Annotated in this window: 19 protein-coding genes; 1 reads left to right on the forward strand and 18 read right to left on the reverse strand. The window is 47.7% G+C overall.

Features of this window, described 5'->3' with window-relative positions:
- Positions 1 to 40 precede the first annotated feature (40 nt).
- The 15 genes from CRO25_RS09770 to CRO25_RS09840 form a co-directional block, all read right to left on the reverse strand.
- Entirely contained in the window at positions 41 to 766 is a 726-nt protein-coding gene (locus CRO25_RS09770; RefSeq protein ID WP_072732342.1) for an HD domain-containing protein, read from the reverse strand.
- A 1-nt stretch (position 767) separates the two neighbouring features.
- Complete coding sequence (locus CRO25_RS09775) at positions 768 to 2,207, reverse strand: NAD-dependent malic enzyme (protein WP_063564724.1); 1,440 nt, start codon at positions 2,205 to 2,207, stop codon at positions 768 to 770.
- 281 nt (positions 2,208 to 2,488) lie between these two features.
- Positions 2,489 to 4,561 (reverse strand): beta-galactosidase, encoded by a 2,073-nt coding sequence (locus CRO25_RS09780; protein ID WP_079694803.1) that lies wholly within the window; start codon positions 4,559 to 4,561, stop codon positions 2,489 to 2,491.
- Between the two features lie 34 nt (positions 4,562 to 4,595).
- Positions 4,596 to 5,705: an arabinogalactan endo-1,4-beta-galactosidase gene (locus tag CRO25_RS09785; RefSeq protein ID WP_079694804.1), complete on the reverse strand. Its 1,110-nt coding sequence runs from the start codon at positions 5,703 to 5,705 to the stop codon at positions 4,596 to 4,598.
- A 32-nt stretch (positions 5,706 to 5,737) separates the two neighbouring features.
- Positions 5,738 to 6,616, reverse strand: coding sequence for a carbohydrate ABC transporter permease (locus tag CRO25_RS09790; RefSeq protein WP_064639146.1), 879 nt, complete (start codon positions 6,614 to 6,616; stop codon positions 5,738 to 5,740).
- A 29-nt stretch (positions 6,617 to 6,645) separates the two neighbouring features.
- On the reverse strand, positions 6,646 to 7,536 hold the full coding sequence (locus tag CRO25_RS09795; protein ID WP_079694805.1) for a sugar ABC transporter permease: 891 nt from the start codon (positions 7,534 to 7,536) through the stop codon (positions 6,646 to 6,648).
- Between the two features lie 247 nt (positions 7,537 to 7,783).
- Entirely contained in the window at positions 7,784 to 9,469 is a 1,686-nt protein-coding gene (locus CRO25_RS09800) for an extracellular solute-binding protein (protein ID WP_063564727.1), read from the reverse strand.
- A 124-nt stretch (positions 9,470 to 9,593) separates the two neighbouring features.
- Positions 9,594 to 11,216 (reverse strand): response regulator, encoded by a 1,623-nt coding sequence (locus CRO25_RS09805; protein ID WP_072732340.1) that lies wholly within the window; start codon positions 11,214 to 11,216, stop codon positions 9,594 to 9,596.
- A gap of 89 nt (positions 11,217 to 11,305) precedes the next feature.
- On the reverse strand, positions 11,306 to 13,051 hold the full coding sequence (locus tag CRO25_RS09810; RefSeq protein ID WP_072732339.1) for a sensor histidine kinase: 1,746 nt from the start codon (positions 13,049 to 13,051) through the stop codon (positions 11,306 to 11,308).
- A gap of 330 nt (positions 13,052 to 13,381) precedes the next feature.
- Positions 13,382 to 14,080, reverse strand: coding sequence for a hypothetical protein (locus CRO25_RS09815; RefSeq protein WP_063564730.1), 699 nt, complete (start codon positions 14,078 to 14,080; stop codon positions 13,382 to 13,384).
- Positions 14,081 to 14,202: 122 nt separating this feature from the next.
- Positions 14,203 to 15,729: an ABC transporter substrate-binding protein gene (locus CRO25_RS09820; protein ID WP_063564731.1), complete on the reverse strand. Its 1,527-nt coding sequence runs from the start codon at positions 15,727 to 15,729 to the stop codon at positions 14,203 to 14,205.
- Between the two features lie 182 nt (positions 15,730 to 15,911).
- On the reverse strand, positions 15,912 to 16,820 hold the full coding sequence (locus tag CRO25_RS09825) for a carbohydrate ABC transporter permease (protein WP_053783705.1): 909 nt from the start codon (positions 16,818 to 16,820) through the stop codon (positions 15,912 to 15,914).
- A 17-nt stretch (positions 16,821 to 16,837) separates the two neighbouring features.
- Positions 16,838 to 17,824 (reverse strand): sugar ABC transporter permease, encoded by a 987-nt coding sequence (locus tag CRO25_RS09830; protein ID WP_064639152.1) that lies wholly within the window; start codon positions 17,822 to 17,824, stop codon positions 16,838 to 16,840.
- Positions 17,825 to 17,998: 174 nt separating this feature from the next.
- Positions 17,999 to 19,618 carry a helix-turn-helix domain-containing protein gene (locus CRO25_RS09835; RefSeq protein WP_179132123.1) on the reverse strand — a complete coding sequence of 540 codons (1,620 nt, stop codon included), beginning with the start codon at positions 19,616 to 19,618 and terminating at the stop codon, positions 17,999 to 18,001.
- Entirely contained in the window at positions 19,593 to 21,392 is a 1,800-nt protein-coding gene (locus CRO25_RS09840; protein WP_079694807.1) for a sensor histidine kinase, read from the reverse strand. Before CRO25_RS09840 ends, CRO25_RS09835 begins: the two co-directional genes overlap by 26 nt.
- A gap of 368 nt (positions 21,393 to 21,760) precedes the next feature.
- On the opposite strand from CRO25_RS09840, the gene CRO25_RS09845 reads away from it, so the two are divergent.
- Complete coding sequence (locus CRO25_RS09845) at positions 21,761 to 23,197, forward strand: hypothetical protein (protein ID WP_079694808.1); 1,437 nt, start codon at positions 21,761 to 21,763, stop codon at positions 23,195 to 23,197.
- A gap of 13 nt (positions 23,198 to 23,210) precedes the next feature.
- Here the strand turns inward: CRO25_RS09845 and CRO25_RS09850 are convergent, their stop codons facing one another.
- The 3 genes from CRO25_RS09850 to CRO25_RS09860 all read right to left on the reverse strand — a co-directional run bounded on the left by CRO25_RS09850 (position 23,211) and on the right by CRO25_RS09860 (position 24,626).
- Entirely contained in the window at positions 23,211 to 23,801 is a 591-nt protein-coding gene (locus CRO25_RS09850; protein WP_063564737.1) for a DUF4269 domain-containing protein, read from the reverse strand.
- Between the two features lie 21 nt (positions 23,802 to 23,822).
- The gene (locus tag CRO25_RS09855; protein ID WP_063564738.1) at positions 23,823 to 24,029 is read right to left on the reverse strand and encodes a YwbE family protein; all 207 of its coding nucleotides are present in this window, start codon (positions 24,027 to 24,029) and stop codon (positions 23,823 to 23,825) included.
- Positions 24,030 to 24,155: 126 nt separating this feature from the next.
- A complete protein-coding gene (locus CRO25_RS09860) occupies positions 24,156 to 24,626 on the reverse strand; it encodes a hypothetical protein (protein WP_063564739.1) in 471 nt (156 codons plus the stop codon).
- Between the last annotated feature and the right edge of the window lie 62 nt (positions 24,627 to 24,688).

Consider the following 24,688-nt stretch of genomic DNA (forward strand, 5'->3'; position numbering starts at 1 on the left):
GAAGTAGGGGGTATTGTATGTTTAACTCAAACGGAGAAAGTTATGAAAACCTTCCTTCCCATTCACGCTTGAACTGCTCCACAAACTGCACCATAAAGTCATGACGCTGCTCTGCCAGTTCCTTGCCATAGGACGTATTCATCAGATCTTTTAGCTTAAACAGCTTTTCGTAAAAGTGATTGATCGTTGTACTGCGTCCATTCCGGTATTCCTCCCGCGTCATCTGCTCTCGTGGCGGAAGGGCGGGATCATACATCTCACGACCTCTCGCGCCGGCAAAAGCAAACGTACGCGCAATACCAATAGCGCCCAGCGCATCCAGGCGATCCGCATCCTGCACCACCTGGGCTTCCAGGGATGAGACGGCAGGTCGCTGCCCTCCTGCATAGGAAATGGAACTAATGATGCGTACCACAGCTTCCCGTGTACCCGCTTCAAGCGGCTGGGTATCCAGCCATGCATTCAGCTTCGCCATTCCGGCTTCAAGACTTTCGTTAAGCTTCTCATCCGGCACATCATGAAGCAATGCAGCGAGTTCACAGATAAAGGGATCGGCACCCATACGGTGTGCAAGCTCGACCGCAAGTGCGGTCACCCGCTCGATATGCGGCCAGTCATGACCATCCGTATGTGCGGCCGCATCTCCCTGTACAAAAGCACGAGCCGCCCGAAGAATAGCCTCTCCTGTTAACGTTCCATCAACCTGATCCCCATGCCCTAATTGTTGCGTGTGTAGGTTCAGATGTTGAGGGGAATTCTCTTGCATCTTACACGTCCCCGCCTTCGCGAGTTTGTTCACGCGGTATACGTCTTGCCACACCCGTTTTGACCGCTGCTTCAATCACGCGATTGCGCATCGATTTGACGATTTTATCGTTAAACACACTCGGAATAATATAATAGCGGGTGCGCTCTTCATCGGAAATGGCTGAAGCAATCGCCTGAGCTGCTGCGAGCTTCATCTCTTCATTAATCTCACTGGCACGGCAATCCAGAACGGCTCTGAACATACCTGGGAAACACAATACGTTATTGATCTGATTCGGATAATCTGAGCGGCCTGTCGCCATGACAGCCACGATGTCTTCCACCACAGACGGCATAATCTCCGGTACCGGATTCGCCATGGCGAAAACAATTGGATCAGCGGCCATGGTTTGCACATCTTCACGGGTTAACAGGTTACCGCGCGACAGACCGATGAAGACATCTGCTCCGCGAATCACGTCACGAAGTGAACCTGTCTCCAGTTCCGGATTGGTACGAGCCGCATAGTCGCTCCATACTTCATTTTCATAGGTATTCGTCCGTACCAGCGCACCATCACGATCCACCCCGACAACCCGACTCGCACCCGCGGACAGCAGAATATTACTGCATGCCACACCTGCTGCACCGATACCACAGACGACAATTTTCACATCCGTGATGGATTTACCAACCAGCTTGAGCGCATTGATCAGACCTGCATACAACACAACTGCTGTACCGTGCTGGTCATCATGAAATACCGGGATGTCCAGTTCCTCATTCAGGCGACGCTCAATTTCGAAGCAACGTGGTGAAGAAATATCCTCCAGGTTAATCCCGCCAAACGCTGGTGAGATCGCTTTCACAGTTCGAATGATTTCCTCGGTATCCTGTGTATCCAGGCAGATCGGGAAAGCGTCCACTCCTGCAAACTGTTTGAACAACATCGCTTTACCTTCCATGACTGGCATCGCGGCACGTGGTCCAATGTTGCCAAGGCCAAGCACGGCACTACCATCGGATACCACGGCAACCGTATTCCGCTTGATTGTCAGCGAAAATGCCTTTCCAGGCTCTTCTGATATAGCCGAACATACCCGGGCCACATCCGGTGTATATACACGTGACAGGTCTTCACGGTTATGAATCGGGACCTTCGGAGTAACTTCGATCTTGCCGCCCAAGTGCAGCAGGAACGTCCGGTCCGATACGTTTATGATGGATGCTCCTTTAAGCTGGCGCACCCCTTCTATAATTTTGCTATTATCTTGTGCATCCGTTACAGCGACAGTTAAGTCGCGCACACTTACATCCTGATTGGTCGAAATTACGTCGATGGCGATAATGTCTCCGCCAGCTTCCGAGATGGCCGAGGCCACTTCACCAAACTTGATGTCTTTTGTTGTCATTTCCAGCCGAATAATAAAGCTGTTACCGTCTAAATTCCTTTGATTCATTCCAATTCCTCCCAGACTGAAAGTCATGAGTTGCAATGTTACCTGTTTGTCTTCGCTGCGCGGACACGTTTATCCTTTATCTTGCCCAGAAAAAGTACTCATTGTGATCTAAATACGACAAAAAGGACTACCCTAACCGTCTGATCGAGACGTTAAGGGTGGCCCTTCTGCACACTATATAAGTTTAACTAAAGAATATTTACACTTGCCACTCCGATGATAGAACAACCTTTCGATCGCTGTTATCCCTACATTTTCCAGCCAAATGAGTAACAAATATATTATTTACGCTCAGCTGCTCTGCGCAGTACTCGGATATCATATGGTTGCAAATCCAGGCTGCCCTCTACAGCATCATCACTCAGCAGATCACGATAGGACTGGTTGTCCAGTTGTACTTGCTTCGTCTCCGGTGTGTAGTTCTGCACAAATACATAATCCGCTGTGCCATCTGTGCGAATGTGTGCCGTAACTCCAGCAGGAAGCTGAGTTTCAAGAGCACGCTCTATACCCAGATCAGCGATTAGACTGCCATAGAAATCATCGTAAAATGGAGCTTTGAAACGTGTAGCTATATAATAGGCTTTACCTGAACCAAGACGATTAACGGTCAAAGCAGGCCGTCCGGCATAGAAGTCGGAGCGATATGTCGCCAGAGCTTCTGCACCTTCCAGATGAATCAGGTCGCATAATTCGAAAGCATCATATTCGGCATTCAGTTGAAGCTCGTTGTCCTTCATAGGCACAATCCCATTCAGATCACGGTCATGCAAGCCGTCGATCTCTTCTGACCAGATCCCCAGCGTCTTGCGAAGCGGTCCAGGGAATCCTCCAAGGAAGCACAGATCATTCTCATTTACGATACCTGACCAATACGTGGCTACAAATGTACCACCATTTTCCACGAATCGCTCAATGCGTTCGCCCACTCCTTCACGTACCAGATAGAGCATAGGTGCGATGAGCAGTTTGTACTTGGAGAGATCAGTATCCATGTCGATGACGTCCACAGGCACACCTTTTTTCCAAAATGCATCATAATGCCATTCTACCGTCTGCTCGTACTTCACTCCGATGTTACGCGGCCCTTGGGAATCCTTTACTGCCCAGCGGTTTTCCCAGTCGAAGATGATGGCAACCTCAGCCGGAACGGACGTTCCAACCACCGCCTGCATTCCTTCTAGTGCTGCTCCTACGTCAGTTACATCCTGGAACACGCGGGTATGTTCATTCCCAACATGATCTACAACCGCTCCATGAAGCTTTTCACTGGAACCCCGACTCTTCCTCCACTGGAAGTACTGTACACTGTCCGAGCCGTGTGCTACTGCTTGCAGAGATGCCAGCAAATGCATACCCGGACGTTTCAATTTGCTGGTCTCTTGCCAGTTAGTTGAGCTTGGTGTGCTCTCCATCAATAGAAACGGCTGCCCGCCCTTGATGGAACGAACGATATCATGCATCATCGCCACTCTGGATGCCAGTGTATCTTCTTCGTCCGCATCATGCCATGTCGGATAACTATCCCATGACAGAAAATCCAGAATGTCAGCGAATTTCCAGTAGTTCAATCCTTCATAAAATTCCATCAGGTTGGTCGTTACCGGCAGATCGGGATTTTTGGCCTTCAGCGGTTTCGTTTCGTGCACGATAAAATCAGCGGTCTGATCGGTGACAAACCTGCGCCAGTCCAGATTCATCGCATGGACCTGTGTCTCTCCATGCGGGGCAGGAGACTCCACTTGACTCCAGTCTGTCACGGTATGGCTCCAGAATGTCGTCCACCAAGAGTGATTCAACTCGTCCAGTGTGCCGTATTTGTTTTTCACCCAGCCGCGAAAAGCATCCTGACAATAATCACAGTGGCAATCCCCGCCAAATTCATTGGAAATGTGCCAGCCAATTACTGCCGGATGATCCGAGTAACGTTCTGCAAGTTTTGTATTGATTGCAGTAACCTTCTCTCGGTATACCGGAGATGTGTAACAATGGTTGTGACGGAAACCATGCAGGTTGCGAACCCGATTGGCCCCAACACGCAACACTTCTGGATACTTGGCCGACATCCAGGCAGGTCTTGCACCGCTTGGGGTAGCCAGAAATGCATAAATTCCATTGGCCGCAAAACGATCCAGCACTTGATCCAGCCATTCAAACGTGTACACGCCTTCCTTCGGTTCAAGGGATACCCATGAGAAGATGCCAATGGACATCACATTACATTTGGCAAGCTTCATCAATCGGATATCTTCCTCAAGGACTTCAGGATAGCGTAGCCATTGCTCCGGGTTATAATCTGCACCATGTAACATATGAGGTGCTTTGGAACTCACAGGTGGATATTTGTATGTCATGCTGACAACTCCTTATTCATTTCATTTTAATTATCTATTTGATCAATGCAGCACTCGGCTGCTCATCCAATGTAGTGTCATTTTCCTCCCCAGCCTTCAGCGCTGAAAACGATTGCAACTTCTGACCCTTGAAGTCAAACATTGTCAGGTTGCCCCAGTTATTCGGATGTCCAACAGACCACTCTTCCTTGCTAGGAATCCAGGCAGGCTCCCAGTAATAGAATCCTGCTCCGAGACCGCCGGGAACCTCACGAATAATCTGCAGCAAATCCTTCAGATAACGTGTCTGTCCTTCCACACTTGCCGGATACCCGGGCAGCAACAGTTCTTCCTGATTCAGAATCCACTCGTGACCTTCAGGCTGCTCCAATGTCCAAGGATAAGCGGTTTCAACAACATTGATTGGTTTGCCGTAGCGTTCAGCCAAGTCATGCAGATTATCCCGCAGTGCATCCAGTGTTCCATGCCACCAAGGGTAATATGAGAGCCCAATGATATCGAACTCCACACCTAGCGCCTCAAACCGATCATAAAACTTGCGACTCTCCGCATTATCACCACCGCGGTCTATATGAATCATAATTTTGATTTCCGAATCAACCGATTTAACAGCAGCGATGCCATACTTCACAAGTCCAGCAAAACGCTCCCACTGTTCATCGGTATCATGCTCTTCCCCACCAACACGTCCTTCATCCCATAACATGCCAGGTGTTATTTCGTTCCCCACCTGCACCATGTCCGGCAATGCATCATGCTCCTTGAGTGTTCTCAGCACATCCGCCGTATAGGTACATACCTCGCGTTGTAGTTCCTCATAGGACAGCTTCTCCCATGCCTTCGGCTTCCATTGATTGGCTGGATCAGCCCAGCGATCCGAATAATGAAAATCCAGCAAAAATTGTAATCCTTGTTCCTTGATCCGTTTGGCTACCGCTACCGTCCGCTCCAGATTACAGAATCCGCCTACCGGATCATTCCAGATTCGCAATCGGATTGCATTGGCATCACCCAGCTTGAGAAGGGTCAGCAAGTCCGCCTGCTGCCCATGCTCATCACGATAGCTCCCACCATGCTGCTCAATTTCATCCATAAATGACACATCCATTCCGAGAACGAATGCCTCTTCCTTTAAATTGCTCACTTCATCAACCTCCGTTTAATTTAGATACAGGTTTAGCCTTTAACTGAACCCAAGGTCATACCTTTGACAAAGAAGCGCTGCAGGAATGGATACACAATGAGGATTGGCGCACTTCCAATAAAAATTTGTGCCGCTCTTACTGTGGTTTGAGAAATGGTTTCCATCTCTTTCGGGTTCATGGCCATCGTACTCATATCACGTTTGATAATTACGGTCTGCATGAAAGTAGCCAGCGGATAATCCTTGGCATTGTTCATGTAGAGCAATCCGTCAAACCATGAGTTCCAGTGAAACACCATGCTGAACAATGCAATCGTTGCGATAGATGGCATGGAAATCGGCAGGAAGATACTGAACAACGTTCTGAAGTGATTGGCTCCATCCATCAGCGCCGCTTCCTCAAGCTCTTTCGGAATACCCCGGAAGAAGTTTAGCATCAGAATAACGAGGAAGGTGTTAACCGCTCCCGGAAGCACCAGCACCCAGAAGGAATCCATTAGGCCGATCTTCTGGATGACCATATAGAAGGGAACGAGTCCCCCATTGAAGATCATACTAAAAACAAAAATCCATGAATAGACGGTTCTTCCTTTAAATTCATTATTTTCTTTCGACAACGGGTACGCTGCCAAAAAGGTGATCAGCAACGTAATTCCCGTACCAATGACTGTCCGCAGCAAGGAAATCCAGAGAGAGTTTAGGAAAATCGGGTTATTCATCGTTTTTTTGTATGCTTCAAGTGAGAACCCTACCGGCCAGAGGTTAACGAGATTGGCATCTGCGGCAGCCTTGTTACTGAAGGATACAGCCAGAACGTGAATCATCGGTACAATACACATAATGGCAACCAAAATGAGAAAACAAATATTGATGACATTGAACACGCGATAAGGCGTTGATTTATGATACATCGTGGTCCCTTCTTTCTCTGTTCATTCGATTAGAATATGCGGTATCCGGCGTATTTTTTGGCTAAGCTGTATGATATAAGGATCAAGACCATGCTGATGACCGATTTAAATAATCCAATTGCGGTCGCGAAGCCCATCTCTCCATTTTCCAGCGCCGAGCGATAAACGAATGTATCAATAATGTCGCCCGTTTGATATACGAGCGGGTTGTACAGATTGAAAATCTGATCGAACCCAGCGTTAAGCACGTTACCCAGTGCCAGTGTTCCAACCACCATCAGCATCGGTACAAGAGACGGGATGGTAATATGCAGTGTCTGCTTCCAGCGACCCGCTCCGTCAATCTCTGCTGCTTCATACAGCGCTGGGTTAATGCCGGCAAGGGCAGCCAAGAAGACAATCATGTTATAGCCGAATTCTTTCCACACATCCGTTAGAATGATCGTCGGTCGGAACCAGCTGTTATCTCCAAGGAAGAAATATGGCCCAAGTCCGAATGTTACGAGTACCCGGTTCACCAGTCCTCCGGTGGATAACAGATCAATCAGAATTCCGCCCAGGATAACCCAAGACAAGAAGTGAGGCAGATACACCAAGGTTTGGATCGTTCGCTGGATCGCCATCTTGCGAACTTCATTCAACAAAATCGCGAACACAAACGGGACAAACAAGTTAAAAATGAGTTTGAGTACAGCAATGATCAGAGTATTCCATATGACTTGCAGGCTGTCTTCGCGTTCAAACAAATATCTAAAATTATCTAGCCCGACCCACTCCGAGCCGCTGATGCCGAGCCATGGTTTGTAGTTCTGAAATGCCATAACGATTCCGCCCATAGGCACATAGCTGAATATGATCAAAAAGATGATGGCTGGCAGCAGCATTACGTGAAATGGCCAAGTTCGTTTTAAAGTTCTCATGATTGCTCCCCCTGTAATTCTTCCTACTCAAGTGCTCCCTGAGCGGCTTATACTGCGATTATATCAACCGTTTGCATAGGTCAAACAGCACATAAAAGCAATATAAATGGCACAAAAGCAACCAGTTTGGACTCGCTGTCATTCCAGTCATTCATCCACTGCTGACCCGCACCTCCCCGAAGCAAATCAGGCTCTCATAACGACAAAAAAGCGCACAGACCTGGTTGGTCTGCACGCTGCTGTATCCTTATTTTTTCACACTGTCATACCATTCGTTGACCTCTTGTGTGATTTGGTCGCCGCCACCCGATTTCCACGTTTGTACAAATGTATCGAACGCATCTACCGGATTTTTGCCATAAATAATTTCGTTGAATGCTTGATTCTCAATTTTGTTCAGGTAGTCCAGCTTGGATTTCATTGTCGCTGTTGTAGGACCTGTGAACATGTTTTTGTAGGAGATTTCTTCCTGACTGAGCAACACTTTCGCTGCGGCAGGGGTCTCTTTACCGTAGTTGACAGCAACATCCTTCTCAAGCTTCGTCTCAGGCTCTTTGCCATCTGCCAGATTGAGCAGGGCTTTCATCTGAGCATCGGGAATACGGGCGCCGTCACGAACGAGCAAATAACGTACAACGTTCACATATCCGCCTTCAATTTGGTCAATCGGCAATTGTTTGCCATTGGCATCCAATTGATAGTCATACTTTGCAAATAGACCGTTATCATACTGGCTACCCGGTGCCGGGTCTGCATAATTGTCAAACAGGTAGTTCTCATACGTGAAGAACGCTTCAGGGTGCTCCATGTCTTTCTTGATCAGAATGACGCCGTTAACAAACTGTGTACCATGACGCATAGCTTTGCCTTCTGGACCGGTCGGGATTTCAATCGGTTTCCAAACGGCACTTGGCACATTTTTCACTGTATCCAGAAGCGGCCATCCACTCATCCAGTATGGACCTGGGATAATACCGGCTGTACCTGCCACTGCTGGCTCGGCTGTTTTGTTTTCATCCCACAATGCTGCTTCCTGCGGGATGTAACCTTTTTTGAGCCATTCGCTCAATTTGGTCAGACCTTGCTTCATGCCAGGATTGATGGAACCATACTCCAGCTTGCCGTCTTCAGCTACATTCCATTGGAACGGCAATGTTCCGTATGCACCAAAGATCCAGGATGGATCTCCCATCCATGTGTTCATGGATGTTTTGAAACCGATGCTGAGCGGAATGACCTTATCTGGAGCTAAGCCATCCGGATTTTGATTTTTGAACGCATCCATGACTTTTTCCAGTTCATCGATTGTTTTTGGTGCCTCCAGATTCAGCTTGTCCAGCCAGTCCTGGCGAATCCACAGCAGGTAATCATTGTTGTACGCATAGTCCAGTACGGGAATACCCATTCTTTTGCCGTCACGGCTATACTGGTTCCATACATTGGGATCCTGCTCCATCGCTTTTTTCCATGTGTCGGAAGCGTATTTGTCGAACAGCGGACCCGCTTCCTGGTACATGCCAGAATCAATCAGATCCTGTGCAAGCAGGTTGTCCCCTACCATTACCACTTCAGGCATCTCCTGACCGGATGACATAGCAAGACGAAGTTTTGTCGCAAATGCGTTGTTCGTATCCGTTACAGACCACAAGGATTTGATGTCGATGCCAAATTGATCTTTGGCCCACTTCGTTGCTACGTTATTTTCCATCGATTCGCCATTTTTGAATTTTAGCTCAGGATCAATTCCCCATGCCGTTGTAATCGTTACTGCAGGATCATATTTTTCTTTGTATTCGTTTTCAATAGCTGGCGTACTTGATGCCTCGCTATCTCCTCCGCTATTTCCTCCTGTACAGCCTGCAAGGACGCCGGTCAGACACACCGCCGTTGCGAGAAGCGACAGTAATCTCTTTTTCGTGGATTTCGCTCTCAATGTTGTTCCCCCTTTAATCATTTTGGTTACCCTTTCATTATAGGCCTGCCGGGTCTTTCAGCCTATGTCACGAAAACAAGATTTCTGCACCTTTGGCAACCTATATATTGGAATGATGTTGAAATTATGCCTGATCCCGATATTCATTCGGTGTCATGCCGTAATGTTTTTTGAACATTTTGCTGAAATATTGCGGATTTTGGTACCCAAGTTCACTGGTAATCTCGTATATCTTTTTGTTGGTGTTTTTGAGCAAATACAATGCACGCTCCATCCGCATGCGAATCATATAATCGCCCAGCCCCTCACCTGTCTCGGCTTTGTAGATCTTGGACAAATAAACGGGATGCAAATACACCTTGTCTGCGATCATCTTCACGGATAGATCCTGTCCTGCGTCTCTGGTTACCATCTCCTGAACCTGCTTGATGACGTGTCTGCGACTCTGCACGCCTTCCTGATCCGACAGCTCCTCCTGCAACTTGGCAAGCATCTCAGTCGCCCAGCGGCGAAGCTTGTCAGGTGATTGAATCAACTGATGTGCCAATAGCAGATCAAATCCCGCATGATCAATCTCATGTACGAGATGCCCCTGCTTGTGCGCAATGTACATAAAAGCATTCGTTACTGACAAATACATCTCATATACATGCTCTCTGGAGAGACATACACGGTCCGCTGCATCAAAGACAGCATTCAGTTTACGTGCCGCAGCCTCCCACTGTTTGGTTTCAAGCAATTGAGGCAGAACGGGTGGCTTATAGAGCTCTTCAAGCGCTTGAGCCGCATCGTTCTCCGGTCGTTTGGACAGCTCTTTATCCATGTAAATGATTGTATTTTCCTCTGGACCCGATAGTACGAGTGATCCCAAACCTTTACGATAAGCGGTTGTCAGATCGGCAAATTGAAACGGTGCAGTAACCACCATGGATAGATCGCCTTGCAGATATCGAATGACATGCTCGCGGAAAGTTCCAACTGGCTGTTTCAGTTCTTCCACATTGGTCTGAGCAGGCTCTGTCCAGTCCTGATTCTGTATCATCATGACCAAACTCTCATGAGGACCTCGTCCAAACCATACGTTGAATTGGGGACCAAACACCTCTTCGGCAATATTGCCAACCGCAAACTCCATCAAATCCAGTGATTGCTGGTCCATTGCCGAGAACCGGCCTGTAAGGCGAATTAGCATCATAACTGCCGGTTGATCCGGCTGAAGCACAATCTCATACTTCTCAAGCTGTTCACCCAGTGCCCGTGCTGTAATCTCGCGGCCCAATAACAAATCGTGCATCAGATTCTCCCGCAAAATTTTATAATCTGACTTCCGGCTATATAACAACCGATGGTATTTATCAAATTCATCCCAATCATCCCGAAGGGACGTGATGGCAGCGGAGACCGAAGCCATGAATTCCTCATCGTTCACTGGCTTGAGAATATAATCGGCAGCTTGCAGCTGAATTGCTTTTTTGGCATATTGAAAATCACTATGCCCGGTCAGCAGAATACAGCGGATATGCGCCCATCGACTGCTTACCTCCTCCACCAGTTCCAGCCCGGACATGCCCGGCATTCGAATATCGGTCACCACAAGGTCCACTGCATTCTCTTCCAAGATCTGCAGCGCCTCCTTGCCAGATGCTGCACGCAAAACCGTCGTAACCCCGAGCTCGCCCCAAGGAATGGTCAATTCTAGACTTTCAGTTACATACGTTTCATCATCCACCAGTAAAATATCAATCAAGACAGTCACTCCCTATCTGCTTCGTTATGCAGTGCATTCTTTCTATAGTTCTAATTCTGTGGTCATATGGCGTCTCTATTTCTATCCTTCTATTCAATAAGATGTTTTTCGTCAGTAGGCCAGGACAAGGTAACACGCAGCCCACCAAGCGGTGATTCCGTGACGCTAATTCCCGCCTGCTCCCCATACCTGAGCTGAAGACGCTGGTTAACGTTCCACAACCCACATCCCATCTCTTGGTCCATACCGCCTGTGAGTTTGTGGAGCAGCATCTGCCGGGCCAAGTCATCCATACCTTGCCCGTCGTCATCTACGGTAAGAATCATCATGCCATTTCTCTGTTCTCCGGACACCCGTATTTCCCCAGCTTCGGCATCGGCTTCAATTCCATGAATGACCGCATTTTCCACCAGTGGCTGTACGATTAGAGGAGGCACCTCTTGCCTTAAGAGGTCTTCCGATAAGTCAATTTTGAAACGTATTCGGTCCATACGCATCTGCTGAATCTCCAGATAACAGGTGACGAACTCAATTTCCTCTGTGAGCGGTACCACATCACGCTCCTGCCTCGTCGTATACCGATAGTATCGGGACAGATTATGCGACATGGCAACGACGGCATCGACACGCTTCAGCTTGGCCATGCTCGTAATGAATGAGAAACAATTATAGAAAAAGTGTGGATTAATCTGCGATTGCAGCTGTTTCAGACGGGCTTCACGCACATGAATCTGTTCCAGGTACACGTGTTCAAACAACTGCTGAATCTGCGCCACCATGGAGTTAAATCGTTCGGACAAAAAGCTGAATTCATTGCGTCCTTTGGGTGTAATTCGGACTGAATAATCCTCCTGCTTCAATCGTTGGAATCCACGAATCAACTGTTTGACAGGAACTTGGACCTGTACATATAACAGATAGGCTACGGCAAAGCTCATCAATAGCAGACAGATCATCGCTGAGTAGAACAGTATATTAGATTGATGAATCGGCTTCAGAATAGCCGATAGTGGCATGTAATCGACCAGATACCAGCCGGTCGTGCTGGACTTTACCGTATTAACCATATAAGGCTCGCCGTTAATGACTACCGTCCGGTTATCCACATCCTTAAGCTTATCAATGGCCAGCTTGTCCATCAGCTGACCTGTCAGGGCACGATCCGAGGTGCGGTTATAGATGACCCCCGTCTCTTCCCGGTAATAAAATGGATCATGGCGACCATCGTCCTTGAATTTGTCCAACATATCTCGAATGTTGTCACTGTCGAATTCTAGCTTAATCACGGTTTGCGCATTGGCTGCGGGATCGCTAATGCCGTACGGAGATACGGTGATCCAGCTGAAGATGAATTTATCATCTTCCCCTTCCTGAGTCTTTCGAACATTCCATCCGGAAGATATGTTGCCTCTCAGCGTCTGCTGATCATAATAGCCAGCATCTCTTTCAGAGATGACTCTGCCCAGCGTCGGCGAATAGAGGTACAGTTTCGTTGTCCAGTTGGATGAACTCTCCTGGATGCTCAGCTTGTTCTGAATACGTTTAACCAAATTGATCGTATCCAGATCGAAATATTTACTGTCGGCGTAGATCCGCCGGAAGCTCGCAATATCAGGATCATGGATGAGCAGATTCGGCCACGAGGATAACAACTCGATGTGTGTGTTCACTTGATTTTGAAAAAATTCCAGTTGGTTACTGTTGGAGCGATTGAGTTCATCCCGCAGAACTGCTGTCGTTTTATGGTTGGAATACCAGTACAGCAGCACGACTGGAACCAGCATAATTAGAATTAAAATGACCATTTTGGAAAATAGATTCGTCCGGTATGACATCTGCTTACCTCACCTTGCCTTCATTTGTCAGTGAATCTAATTTTAACGATGAAAGCGTTAAACATAAACTATTTTTTCTGGGCGAATCCGCTCCACAGCTCATCTGTTATTCCTGACTTAATCTCTTTAAAGAGAGTCTCTATATATCGTAAGCGTTACCATATACATACATAAAGGTGACAAAACCAACTTTTCTGCACTAATTGCAACTTCCACGCAAAAAAGAGCTGGCAATCGCCAGCTCCTTTCTAAACACTATATATTGATTAATTTCTTCTAATTCGCAATGCTCTTCTTATGTATTCATTCTATCTTGCTAACGCAAAATCATTATGGAATATCGTAGTCAAACACAGTGTTCTCTCCATCTACGGCGACATCCATTACAATATCGGTTAGCTTTCCTTTGACTTGCAGCGGGGAGGCAGCCAAACCGGAAAACGCCAGTTGACCTTTAAATGTTCCATGCGGCTCAATCTCTATATGCACAGGCTTCAGCTGGACAGATTGCAGGGATTCATAGAGCGGATCATCCTGGTGTTTGTAACTGCGGGCCAAGTCAGGCAAAAGCACAGCTGCTACAGGCTCTCTGGTGTAATTTTTGAGTGTCAGGTCACAGTTTACTCGTGTAATGCCATTTTCCAGTACATCATAGGTACAGGAACTATCGTTTTGGACATAGGAAACACCATTGATACCGGACGCCCCCCATTTGGCTACATACATCAATTTATCCGTCATGTAGGAATAACTGAGAACAATAGCGAGAACGATCAGCCAGAGCCGTTTGGCCAGAACCGGATATAATGGCATGATTTCTTTGCGTGTAAGATAGTAGCTGCACGCTAATATACCCATTCCAAAAAATAACGTGATATGCACACCACTTACATAGGATGTGGTATAAGGCGACATGCCTATAGCAGACAACATCGTGTCCCCCACAGAGAAACCGAGGTGATGCTTAAACGTAAAAATGATGCCAAACAGCAATAACATCGCAGAGAACACAAGTCTGGTTCTCGACACACGAACACCCCCTAATCAACCACCTGATTATATCATATATTTCCTTATTATGGTTTACGATCCAAATAAAAAAAGACGCTCCGGTTTTTAACCGAAAACGTCTTTGGTTTTGCAACTCAATTCTACTTTTTCGACAGGAATGCGTCGAGCTGTTCTTGTTTAGCTGCAATGATTTTATCAATACCTGCGGCTTTCAGCTTCTCCAGATATTTCGGGATCATCTCGTTCGGATCTACTGCACCCGAGGTCATACCCGGTTTGAACTGTTTGTTCACGTTGTTGACCGCAGCAATTTCGTTTTTGACGGATTGGCTATTGAACGTAAAGCCCAGTGCAGGTGACTTAACGCCTTTGGCATTAAACTCCTTGAACTTTTCCCATTTCTGCGGATCTTCATTATCCCAGAGATAGTTCAGGAACTGGTTACCTAGCTGCCATTGTGCACCAGGATTATATGTGCGACTGTTCGCATCTACACCTTCCGGCAAGGTAATAATGTTGTCCTGGCCGTCTTTCTTCACATAATGTGTGCCTTCAATTCCGAAGTTGAGCAGGTTGTTGATTTCTTTGTCGGAATGCAGCAGGTTAATGACTTGCATCGCCTTCTCCGGCTGCTCAGAGGAACGGGAGATCGCCAGCATCGCACCGGAAGCATCCCCGGTTGTAATCGTAGGCTGTGTCATCTCGATCTGGGTCAGTGGATATCCGACATACCCTTCTTCTTCCTTATCCTTGCCCGGCTTCATGCCATCGGTCCACAGGAAGGCCTTGCCTGCCTTCGCCTGATCTTTCGGGAATACATTGGAAGTTGCTGCATCACTGTTAATGTATCCAGCCTGATACCACTTGCGTGCAAGCTCAGCCGCTTCCTTGAATTCAGGGGTCTCCACTTCATTCAGTACCGTCGTTGTACCCGCTGTTTTGGAGATGACGCCTGGAACGGATGCATCACCAAGATAATCCCAGTCCAGATTTTCTAACAGCCCGTTACCATTGGTATTGGACATATAGAATGGAGTGATGCCTGGTTCGTTTTCCTTGATTGTTTTGAGCAGCGGCTCCAGGTCAGCCCATGTTTTTACTGCGGTCAGATCGAGCTTGTATTTGTCAGCCAGATCTTTGCGTACGAGTACACCACGCGTCGCAGCTAACTCCTTGTTGGTAGGAACGCCATAGTTTACGCCATCCACCTGAGAACCTTCCAGAAAGGCTGGATCGAGATTTTTCTTGATATCCTGCCCATACTTGTCAAGCAGATCATTGAGCGGCAAGAAAGCTCCTTTTGCCACATTGACCGTATAATTTTGCCAAGCCGCTGTGAAAATAATGTCTGATTTTTCGCCGGAAGAGATCATAAGATTCAGCTTGTTATCCCACTGACCCCAGTCGATCGCATTAATCTTGAGTGTTGCCCCAATCTTGGGCTCCATCTTTTTGTTGATCTCGGCTTCCACCAGAGCTACATCTTTCTGTGGTGTCCCTGGATAATACAACGTCACTTCATAGGGCTTGCCCCCAGTCTCCGCTCCACCGCCACCCTGTGCTTCCGGTGTTGTTCCGCCTTTGTCTGATGAGCAACCTGCCAGCACCAGGCTCAGCGCCATAACTGCTGCCGCGAAACGCGGCCATACCTTAAACGTTCTAACCAAGTGAACCCCTCCCGTCATATGTTGGACCCTGCAACCGATTGCCCCAATTCGCAATGTTCCCCAATCTGCAAAAGTCCGTTCGCTTACCGGCCCTCCGGCGTGTCTGTACTCGCTGCTTTTTGTATATGCCCTCTCAGGTCCATCTTCAATTATCCGTTGCCCTCTCCGCTAACCGGCCGGAGTTACCCCTTCACTGCGCCTACGGTCAGGCCTTTGATGAAATACCGCTGGAAGAATGGATATGCCAGTACGATTGGACCAATACCGACTACAGCCATCGCCATCTGCAGTGTTTTATTCGGCAGATTCAGCAATCCGCCCTGTGACGAAATCTGTGAAGAGACATTGGAGTTGGATGTTAAATATTGAATATCGAGCAGCGTCCGGTACATAAGGTACTGAAGACTGATCGTCCGGTTATCAGATATAAAAATCATGCTGAGATACCAATCGTTCCAGTAATTCAATGTGCTGAACAGTGCAACAGTCGCCATCACCGGAAGGGAGAGCGGAAGCACGATACGTGTAAACGTTCTCAATTCACCCGCTCCATCAATCCGTGCCGATTCAAGAATCGATACCGGAATGGAATTGGCGAAGAACGTACGCATGACCAGCACGAAGAACGGTGACAACAGCAACGGCATGATCAGTGCCAGAATCGAGTTTTTCAAATCCAGTACGTTCACATAGACGAGATACCATGGGACCAGACCGCCATTGAACAGCATGGTGAAAAAGATGAAAAAGGCGAACCACCCGCGATACGGCAAATCTCTTCGGGAAAGCGGATATGCGTACAATGCAGTCAGTGCAACACTCGTTATTGTACCTATCACGGTTACGATAATTGAAATGCCATAGGAATGGATGATCTGATCCATGTCCTTGAACAGAAACTCATAGGCAGTCAGGCTAAACTTCTCCGGAATCAGCTTATACCCGTTCGCAATGACCGTCGTCTCGTCCGAGAATGAGATCGCGAAGACAAGCAGGATCGGCACGATGCAGGCAATGGCATAGAATATAAACATAGCGTGTATGATAGACGCGGAACGCCGCGACACGGCTAATGGATCACGTGATTTCACAGCTGGCTTGCCTCCTCTCAAAATAATGCATTATCTTTGTCCATTCTCCTAACGATGGTATTGGATACGAGAACAAGTACAAATCCGACAACAGCCTGATACAGCCCGGCTGCCGAGGACATCCCGATATCGCCTCCAATAAGGAAGGTTCGGTACACATAAGTATCCAGAACGTTCGTAACCGGGAACAATGCGCCCGATTCCAGCGGAACCTGGTAGAACAGACTGAAATCCGCGTAGAAAATACGACCGATCTGCAGCAATGTCATAATCACGATCAGCGGTACGAGAAACGGAACGGTAATGAAGCGAATCTGATGCCACTTGCTCGCGCCATCCAGCACGGCTGCTTCATAATATTCCTCATCGATGCCTACCACTGCTGCCAGATAAATGACGGCATAATAACCGATATTCTTCCATGTGTTCACCAGTGGCAAAATGTACGGCCAATACTTGGGCTCCGAATACCAGTCAATGGGTTGTCCGCCAAAGAGCTGAAGAATCGTTGAGTTCATGAAACCCGAATCCTTGCCGAGAAACGCGAGCACCAGATAGCTGACTACAATCATCGACAGAAAATACGGAAGCAGCATGAGTGACTGATACAATTTGGACATCGCCTTGTTTTTCACTTCATTCAACAAAATCGCAAGCCCTACACCTACAAATAAATTCAGAGCAATAAATACGGTGTTATAGGCGAGCGTATTACGTGTGATCTCCCAAGCATCGCTGGTGGAGAATAAATACTTGAAATTATCCCAGCCGCTCCACGGACTGCCCCAAATACCGTCGGCATAGTTTACATTTTTGAATGCAATCAGAACGCCGAACATCGGCATATAGTTGTTCACCAGCAGAAACAGAATGCCTGGCACAAACATGAGATACAAAACCTTGAATTTACCTAGATTGTACAGGACAGACTTTCGTTTTCGAACCGATATGTCCCTTCCATCCGATAGACGTGCTGCCTTACCCGCCTGGGGTTGTGTCTTCATAACTTGTTCTCCCTCACTCCTCTTGAATTTCATCCTCAGGATGAAACACCGCTGTGTCTCCTGTGGTTCAAGTATACGGCGGGGCGTTCAGGACCAATATCTGCTGTGGTGACCTGTTCACTGATCAAATTATGACTTTAGGGCACAAAAAAACAAAAGACGCAGCATGCTGCGTCAAATCTGTACCGTTCGAGACTGTTTGCGAAACTCCTGTGGGGTAATGCCCGTGCACTTTTTGAACATTTTCGTAAAATGAGAGTAATTGTAGTAACCGACCTTGCCTGCGATATCCGTCACTTTCACAGTAGACTGGGACAATAATGTCTTCGCTTTGGCTACTCTGCGCTGGAGAATAAATTCGGAAAGCGACATGCCTTTTTCTTTACGAAAAAGGCGGGATAGATAGGCCGGATTAAATCCGGCAAAGGATGCAAGTTCTTCTCGCATCAGCTCTTCACCAATATGATTTTCAATGTAAATGCATAACTGGTCCACAATCGTCATTGGACTGTGATCGTCCGGATACAATACCGGGATGGCACGACTAATTAGATCTGATGTCCACTGTTTCAGTTGGGGCAGCGAACGTGTCACAACGTTTTCTTCCGGCTCCCGTTCTCCGGGATACAGGCTGCGTACAGATACATTTTTCTGATGCAGCAACGGGTAGATTACATGCAGCATCGCATGATAATACAAGCGCAGAATTTCCGGTGACAAACGCTCCTGTGAAGCCAGTAATTCAAAGATTTCGTCCACACGCTCGCGCAGGTCGTCAAACTTTCCCGTTTCGAACAGGATGGACAGCTCGGAGAACCACGGTATTGGCAGAAAACGATCCTCCGTATCTCGGCCCACCTCGTCATAGATAAAGACCCCTTCAAGCTCGTTGATATTGCGACGCTCCATGTCCATCAGCTCATTCAGCATCCCCTGTAAATCTGTAACTGCTACCGGGACTCCGACGTAACAGGACAATCGGCAATAAAAGTAGGTACCGCACTCCTGAATATAACTCTGACATCCTTGTGCCATTTCACTCGCCGTAGGTATGATACCGTCCTGTTCGTATGCAAGCACAATATTTAGTCCACTGTGATCCTGAAACACTTCCCCAGGTTTGTCACCAAGCAGCATTTCCTTGGCAGCATTGCGGAGCGCATATTCCAGCACCTCCTCGTCACGCAGATCGAAGTCTCGCACCCATTCTTCGACGGAAATGACAATCGGCAACACGCACACGTGCGGATCAATCTCGGCTCCATAGACCTCGGCCAGCTCCTGCAGCTTTTGCTGGGTTAAGGTTACGCGCTGTGAGATGGCGTCTTTCCAGAAACGCTCGATCAACAGTGGTTTATGCGTTTGCCAGCGTTTGTACACCGTCTCATATACTTCATTGGTGCGGGAACGCTTCTCGTCATCCTTGATTTTGTCCATTGCCTGGCTCACAACCTTGAGCAGCTGGTCTGCGGGAGCAGGCTTCAGCACATAATCGAAGCTGTTCAGCTTGATTGCCGTCTGGGCATAATCGAACAGGGCATGACCTGTAAGAAAAATCGTCTGCATGCCGGGATCATGCTTTAACACCCAGCTCTGCAGATCCAGTCCCGTTTCACCCGGCATCTCAATATCACAGATCATAATATCAATGGGATGGGCTCTCATCAGCATTCTCGCTTCTTCCGCATCACCAGCACTGAATACCTGGTCAATTCCGGCCAGGCTCCAGTCCACCCCTTCCACCATCGCTTGCAGGGCGTATACTTCATCATCCACGATCAACAGGTTCCGCATAGGCTCTCCCTTCTTCTTCTTCCGTCTGGGCCGGCATATGAATATGAACTGCTGCCCCTCCTTCAGTCTGATTACTGAACTGCAATCCGGCATGTTCGCCGTACTTTACAAGCAGCCGATGAATAACGTTCCAGATGCCAATGTGCTGTCCACCCGGATCTTCGGCGTATTGCCCCTGTTGCAGGCGCTCCAGTATGTCTTGCTCAAATCCAACACCGTTATCTGTAATTGAAAGTTGAAGAACCGAAGACGGTTCAGGATCAGATAACGTTTTCGACTTCCATGCTCTTATGCAAATAACAAAAGGCTCTTTGCGCCGCTGGAAGCCATGAATAATGGCGTTCTCCACAAAAGGCTGAATCGTTAAAGGCGGCAGCACATAATGCCCCAGATCCGGTCCGACATCCAGAACGAAATCCAGCTTGTTTGGAAACCGCAGCTTCTGGATCTCCAAATAATGACTGATATGTTCCAATTCTTCATCCAATCGAATAACACGTTTGCCTGCACGCAGGCTGAACCTGAAATAATCTGCCAGATGCCCCGCCATCTGCTGCACCAGCTCATGCTTTTGCAACGAAGCCAGGCTATGAATGATATTCAATGAATTCAGGTAAAAGTGAGGATTAATCTGCATCTGCAATTGTTTAAACTCTGCTTCTCTTGTGCGCAATTGTTCCTCATACACATCTATCTTCAGATGCTGGATCTCACTTGTCATCTGATTGAAGCTGTGTGTGACAAACTCCAGTTCAGATGAAGCCGGCGTCTCAAGCCTCACATCAAGTTCTCCTCGGCTGACCCTCCTCATCCCACGTATGAGCACATTCATCGGACGGAACAGGAGCTGCCTGAGAAAAATCATAGCTGTTATTAGGATGACTGCTGCACCAATCGGAAGCAGGCGAATGATCTGCTGAAAAAATGGCAGGTTTCGCATCATATCCTCCTCGGGAAGCAGGACAATATAATTCATCTCAGACATGGCTGAGGCAATGCCAAGCATCAGATACTGACGTGCACTGCCTGTGGACGTTACTTCAGAGATCACCTGGTAGGGATTATTTAATCCCGTGATATGGGCTGCGGCCAATTTGATTTGTGCGGAGTTCAGGGCTGAATCGGACAGTGCCCCGCCATCTGCTCCCAAGATGACTGCACCTCCCCGGTCACCGGACTCCGTAAATTGCTCGGGGTGATTCAGTGCATTCATGTCCACCAGCGCTCCCGCATAGAACTGGGCGTTGATCCGCACCGTTTTGACCAAGGCATTCCAAGTGCCTCCCCGAACGATGCTCCACTCTGGCTTCTGGATTTCCCCCTCCAGCTGCTGCATCTGGACCGGCATGCTCTCCTGCACAATCGACATTTTGACATCATAATTGCCTGAGGTAGCGAGTAACAGATCATCATTCACGGCATCGTACAGAAAAAATGAATCGATCAGATTATAAAATCCGATATCGGTCATGAATTTGTTCATAATACGCTGTTTCGCAATAATATAATCGCCGCTGCCGTATTTGAGAAAAAACAGGGAAATAATGTCCGGGTCTCGCTCGCCCAGACTGTATAAATACCGATTGGTCTCCTGCAGCACACGCTCGTTCTGCTCCACACTCTTTGCAAGATGATTCATATTGGTGAGAGACACTTGATCACGTACAACTTTCATGGCATATACGTTGTTGTAATATAGCAGCATGAATAGTGGCAGCATGATCAATGTCAGACCCACAATAAACTTAAAGCGCAGTGAACGGATGAAATTCATGAATTCCCGCCCTTTTGTTTAATCTAGATTTCAGTTCTTTTGCACATTGTTGTAACCGCTATCAAGATCAAGCGATTTCTCCTGTTTTTTTGATGCTCTACCACTGTATTTCTTCCATCTTCTTCCTTATAATGGCATGTTTATTGTAGTCATACTTGCTTGCATCTGTCTATGTGGTTCCGTGACCTGTCAGTGTCAATTCTGGTGACTTGCTCTTGGCTTACAGTACGTGTTCGAGGGTCCATGCTCTAATTAGTTCTCCATCTGTAAAAAAAATCCTGCTCCACACTCCACGAACGCCCGGTGATGACATGCATACGATATATCACTCCTTGGATTGACATCAAGGATGTAAGGAGGCATGTCCGATGAATATACAACTCGTCCCATTGCATTATGTATATCTGGCTTTTATCGTCTTGATTATCGCCGTCATGGTTCGGCGTAGAGACACAACCATCATTTGTGTCGCAGGTATCATGACCATTGGACTCCTGGCGACTGAAACATTAAGCGGATCAGTTTCCGGAATCTTCAGCAGTTTTATCTACGCAGCCAAGGAGCTGCTCAGCACCATTTTTATCATCTCGATCATTGTCGCCATGAGCCGGGTATTAATCCGGACGGGGATCAATGAAGTCATGGTGACACCACTCACCCGGTTCATCCGTTCTCCACAGGTCGCCTATTGGGGAATTGGATTCATTATGATGATCGTATCATTGTTTTTCTGGCCCTCTCCTGCCGTTGCCCTGGTTGGAGCTGTACTTCTTCCGGTAGCAGTACGAGTCGGACTTCCTCCCATCGGCGCTGCCATTGCCATGAATCTGTTCGGTCACGGCATTGCCTTATCAGGGGATTACATTATCCAAGGGGCACCCAAACTGACAGCTGATGCAGCTGGCCTTCCCGTTACCGCTGTTATGACTGCAAGTATCCCACTTGTCATAGTGATGGGGACGGTGTCTACCGTAACGGCATTCTGGATGCTGCGCAAGGAGATGAAGTCAGGTTCCCCCGTTAAACTCAGTGATCCGATCTCTGGTGAAGCAGTAACCGTTCATCCACCTTCGTCAGACTCTGCGCCGATCTCCGAGGAGCCAGCCGTTCAACGTCAAGCAATGCCCCCACGTTTGCAAAAGGTATTCGCTCTGATCATCCCATTGTTATTCTTAGTCGATGTCATTCTGATGTTTTTACTTAAATTACAAGGCGGTGATGCCACAGCACTAATTGGTGGAACGGCCGTGCTCATTCTGATTGCCGTATCACTTGCCGCGCATCGTCATACAGGTCCGGAAGAAACAACAAACTATTTAATTGAAGGATTTCAGTTCGGATTCAAGGTGTTTGGTCCTGTTATCCCGATTGCCGCTTTCTTTTATCTTGGGGATGCCGCGATCACAGAACTGTTCAACAACCCGCTGCCTGCTGGATCACACGGGATTGTGAATGATTTAGGGGTTGCTCTTGCAGGGCTAGTGCCATTGAATAATACGGTAGGTGCTATAACGATGACTGTGACCGGAGCGGTCACGGGAATGGATGGTTCGGGGTTCTCTGGAATATCCCTGGTCGGCTCCATTGCGTCCATGTTTGCAGGCTCGGCAGATTCCGCACCTGTATTGACGGCACTGGGTCAGGTCGCCGCCATATGGGTAGGCGGTGGGACCTTAATTCCATGGGCCTTAATTCCAGCTGCTGCCATCTGTGGAGTCAGTCCATTTGAACTGGCACGACGCAATCTGAAACCGGTACTGCTGGGATTAACAGTTACTACTATCGTTGCTATCTTTCTAATCTGATTACTTAACCGTGCTATTCGAACTGAAAAGACGTGCGCAAGCGGGCCCATTGCCAAAGCTCATCCTTACTCATTGCGGCCAGATGAAGCATTTCCTCATACGGGTCTCCCTGAAGTCCTAATACAGTAGCGAATGCAGGCTCCGTCTTCAAGCCTTCCAGCTTCAGTTTGCGAATTTCCCGATGTCCTGCTGCACCCCAGAGTTGCAACAATCCCCACTCTACCAGCATGTGAATATAAGCATTCTGCCTGCGTACAGATAGGGACTGAGCGAAAATCTCTACAGGCCAGTTTCCAATTTCCACACTACAGGTCACATAAGGACGCTGGCCAGCACGGCCATCCCCCCTGTCGCATCGAAAACCCTGCATTCCGCCCAGTTGTTGGTGCACCAATGTTTGGAACGCCTCGAGATCCGCTGCCTCACATAATAGATCAAGATCACTTCCAGGAATATCAATATCAATCGGCACTGTTCCAGCCGGATAAGGCTGATAAGCTGCCAATATGCTTAACAATCCACTGGATTGCAACACCTTATATGCATCCTGCTGACGCTCGTTCCCCGAGGCCAAATGTGCCATTACATCCGTAGTTGTAATCATGTCACACCCTCGGGTAGCGGTTCATTCTGACGCTCCTGTAACGACTTGTTTCACTCGACCCACCTGTCCACTGGTCAAACGTACTTTGATCCCATGCGGGTGTGTGGGCGATTTGGTCAACAAATCCTTCACGATACCGCGTGTCAGTTTGCCTGTCGGCTGATCTTGCTTGAGCACGATATCCACTTCAAGACCCGGTTTGATATTTACTCGTTGTTGTCCATTCATGGGTTTCCCTCTCCTCATCAACGTATTCCATGTCATGTAGCCATAATTTACAAAGCTTCATCTATTGTAGACGTTTTGGATTGAAAACGAAAGCCATGACCAATGTTCAAAAACATAACTGAACTGTTATTTCCGCTTTGAAGAGGGATCAGAAGATTTGCTTTTCATCACTTTCAGAGCCGATCGATAGACTTCATCTGCACTCTTTTCAGGTTCTTTTGTCTCCGTCAGCACCGTTTCGTCTTCCACTTCGGCAGGTTTACGGAAATGAAGCAATGCTTGGCGATAAGCTTGATCACCATCTGTAGTCTGCGTCTCTCTTTTCTGAGGTGAAGGGGTCACTTCCGATGTAGAATCCATCTGATGAATTTCTGTTTGCCTACGATCCTCATGTTCCAAAACTTCTTTATGCTCTGCCTGTTCGTAAATTCTGTCTTCCTTCCGGGCTCGATCTTCTTCATGCAGCAGGACAGGCCCTTCATCCATCTCTGTTATTTTGGAAGCTCGTGCTTCTGCAGCCTTGCGAGACGATCTGGAGTTATAAATCATCAGAAACACAACCCCAATAACAACAATTACCACCAAAATGATCAACATATGAGCATCCTCCTTATCATCCGCCTGTAGGCAGCCTTAATCAATATATTGGTGCCCTATTC

Source organism: Paenibacillus sp. RU5M (genome assembly GCF_900221055.1).
Lineage (GTDB): Bacteria > Bacillota > Bacilli > Paenibacillales > Paenibacillaceae > Paenibacillus > Paenibacillus marchantiae.